The organism is Actinomycetes bacterium (genome assembly GCA_036510875.1).
Classification (GTDB): Bacteria; Actinomycetota; Actinomycetes; order Prado026; family Prado026; genus DATCDE01.
Genome location: DATCDE010000312.1, coordinates 1 through 2,524 on the forward strand (window position 1 = coordinate 1; position 2,524 = coordinate 2,524).

2 protein-coding genes are annotated in these 2,524 nt (G+C 69.6%); one reads left to right on the plus strand and one right to left on the minus strand.

The features are described from left to right. The first annotated feature begins 853 nt into the window (after positions 1 to 853). On the plus strand, positions 854 to 1,273 hold the full coding sequence (locus VIM19_18085) for a hypothetical protein (GenBank protein HEY5186760.1): 420 nt from the start codon (positions 854 to 856) through the stop codon (positions 1,271 to 1,273). 27 nt (positions 1,274 to 1,300) lie between these two features. Here the strand turns inward: VIM19_18085 and VIM19_18090 are convergent. Beyond that, the coding region (locus VIM19_18090; protein HEY5186761.1) for a hypothetical protein at positions 1,301 to 2,524 on the minus strand (1,224 nt) is incomplete at its 5' end.

A 2,524-nucleotide genomic window follows, 5' to 3' on the forward strand; every position in this document is an offset into this window, starting at 1 on the left:
CCGCCGTTGGCCAGCTGGAGGTCGTCGACGCTTATCGCTGGCATCCTTGAACAGGCCGCCGAGCAGTGGCACGATCCGCGCTGACGTCCCGATCGCCGGGGGCGATCCGGCCACGACCACCTCCTGCCGATCTCCGGACAACCCTTGAGCCCGTTCGACGTCCCCGCCGGGCTGCGCGTTCCCCCCGGCCACCACGGCAACAGGTGGGACAAGTGTCGTCTGCGGCAGCAACCCGCCGGACGTCGACTCCAGGCGACCACCAACCAAGATGCGTGCGCGGGAGCGACACGCGGCCTCACAGCGTCGGGGCCACCGGCTCGGTGGTGCCTCGGCCGGCGGCCGTGGCTGACGTGCAGAGGTGAGCCGAGTGATTGCCCACCGCGTGAGACCGGGCACAGTCGAGTGCGTGGAGGAGAGAGACGCAGCGCGCAATAACCGGCCCAGTAAGTGCGTTTTGCTTTGCACACTGAGTCTGCGGGTAGTCGAGGTGGGACGGGCTGCGGGAGGAACTGCTACCCAGGCGATTGGCGCCCACGGGTGCGGAAGACTGGCCGCGAGGGCCGTTGTCCCGCCGTGAGGCAACGGAGAACTGCGGGTGCAGGGACGGAGACAGCCTCAAGGCCGTTGTCCTCTGCTCCTCAGGGGTCGGGCAGGGCGACGCTGGAGGCGAGGGAAAGTCGGAGGCAGCGCCGGTGCGGTGGGGAGGTTTGGGGTCGTGAGTTTGTCCGATCAGGAGAAGGCGGCCGTGTTCGCCCGGGTCGTGCCTGACCTGATCGAGCAGGGACCTGCGGACGGCCGGCCCCCCAGCAGGGTTCATCGGTGGGCTCACAGCTGGGGGTTGGTGGTCGCCCTGGTGGCGGCGCTGCTGGGACTGGCTGGATCGGGGACTTGGCTGTATGTGGACCACCACCAGACCAGCAGTGAGCAGGCGGTCACCGCTGCGGCGAGGGCCTGGTTGGATGCGGCGAACAGCCACGATCTTGGTGCGCTTGAGCAGGCGACCAGCGGCTACTGGACGTGGGAGTCCAGCGGGCCGCAGGGACAGTTCGGTCCGTTCTCCGGTCAGCAGTTGGCGAGTCTGGTGCAGGCCGACTTCGACGCCGGGCTGTCTATCGACTCGCTGAGCCGCCCCGCCGTGTCGAGCGACACCCAGGTCTCGGTGACGGCGCACGTGACGGGGAACCTTGACAGCACTGGTGTGCTGGTGTTCAACCTGCGGACGGTCAAGGGCGAGGTGAAGGTCGCCCAGGTGATCTGGTTGCCGTCGCGCTGACCCTCGCTGGTCGATCGCCCCGCCCGGTCACCAGGGGAGACCGGGTGAAACGTGGCGCAGAACGCTGCTGCCGAGGAGAACCCACACGGTCCCGTCCGGGTTCGCGGACAGGACGTCCGTGATGGACAGGTCGAGGTTCAGGTCGAGGTTGGAGGCGACGGTGATTGGGGACCAGCTGGTGCCGTCGAAGCGATACAGGCCGGTGGTCACCGGGCCCGGAGTCTCCCAAGGGACTGGCACCGCCATCACCGCCCACACGACGCCCTTCACCGCGACCATCGAGGTCGGGATTCCGTCGGGCAGCCCGCCGGTGAAGGTGGTCCAGGCGGTGCCGTCGAAGCGGGCCAGCGCCCGAGACCCGGTCCAGTACTGGCCGGTCGTGCCAGCAACCGGCTCGACGTCGACCAGGTACGCCCACACCGGCCCCTGGGGATCCGCGGCGACCAGGGCAGGCACGTCCTTGGTCCCGCCGAGCGGTCGCACTGACCTCAACGCCGTCCCGTCGTACCGCTGCAGACCACCCAGTTCGGCGATCCCGGGGTCCCCGACACTGCCGCTACTGGTCCACACGCTGCCGTCGGCCGCCATGACCAGCTCGGGCCGGCCGCTCATCGGGTGGAAGGGCAGTCCGGGCAGGCGGGTGGCTGTGCCGTCGTAGCGCAGCAGGGTCAGGTTGCGTTCCCGGGCGGCTTGGTCACTCGAGCTCAGGCCCGCCCAGACCACTCCGTCCGGTGCGACCATCGGGTTGCTGACGGCGACCACGGTCCACTCGCTCGGCCACACGACGCTTCGCCATGCCCCGCCCCGGTAGGTCAGTAGCGACGTGCCCACCGCGATCCACGGGCTCCCGTCGGGTGCCACCGCGATCCCTCCGACGTTGCCGATCGGGTAGAAGGTGCCCGGGCGACCGACCGTGCCATGCCAGACGCCGAGGTTGGTGTGGTTGGCGTTCATCTTGTCGGCGGCCGCCCACACCTGCCCGGACTTCGTACTCGCCAGCAGGCTGATCTGGTAGTTGTCCAGGTTCGCCTGCTGGACCGGGGTGATCGACAGCGGAGCGCTGAGCCCAGCGGTGAGGTCCGACCGGGGCGAGGAGCCAGCCCCCGACGGCGCGGAACCCGACGCAGACGCGGACGGGGAAGGAGACGGCGAAGGTCCACCGGTGCAGGCCGTAACCAGCAGCAGCGCGGCAACGACGACCAGGACACGAGGTCGAGCGAATGCGGGTCTCGTCGGCGCCCTGGGCGACGT